Annotated in this window: 1 pseudogene; it reads right to left on the bottom strand. The window is 73.8% G+C overall.

The annotated features are described in order from the left end of the window. Positions 1-385 (bottom strand): annotated as a pseudogene (locus I6F33_RS38130) (hypothetical protein); the annotation flags it as partial.

Consider the following 385-nt stretch of genomic DNA (forward strand, 5'->3'; position numbering starts at 1 on the left):
GTCGTAGCGGAAGCTCATGGTGCGGCCCGCGGCGCTCAGCACGGACGGCCTGCCGCCCGCGTCGTAGCTCCACCGGCTCTCCACGCCCGTCGGGGTGCGCTGGTACACCGGCCTGCCGAGCAGGTCGTACCGGGACTCGACGGTGCGGCCGTTGACGGTTTCGGCGACGACGCGCCCGGCCTCGTCCCGCTCGAAGCGCACATCGGCGTCGGCGTTCACCGCGCGTACCAGGCGTCCCGCCGCGTCGTAGGTGAACCGGGCCGGCGGCGCGTCGCCCGTCTGCCGCTCGACGAGGTTCCCCACCAGGTCGTAGGTGAAGCGCGTGGTCTCCCCCGCACCGTTCGTCCGCGACACCACCTGCCCCGCCGCGTCGTAGGTGTAGGCG

The organism is Bradyrhizobium sp. BRP20, from assembly GCF_020194215.1.
Lineage (GTDB): Bacteria > Pseudomonadota > Alphaproteobacteria > Rhizobiales > Xanthobacteraceae > Bradyrhizobium > Bradyrhizobium yuanmingense.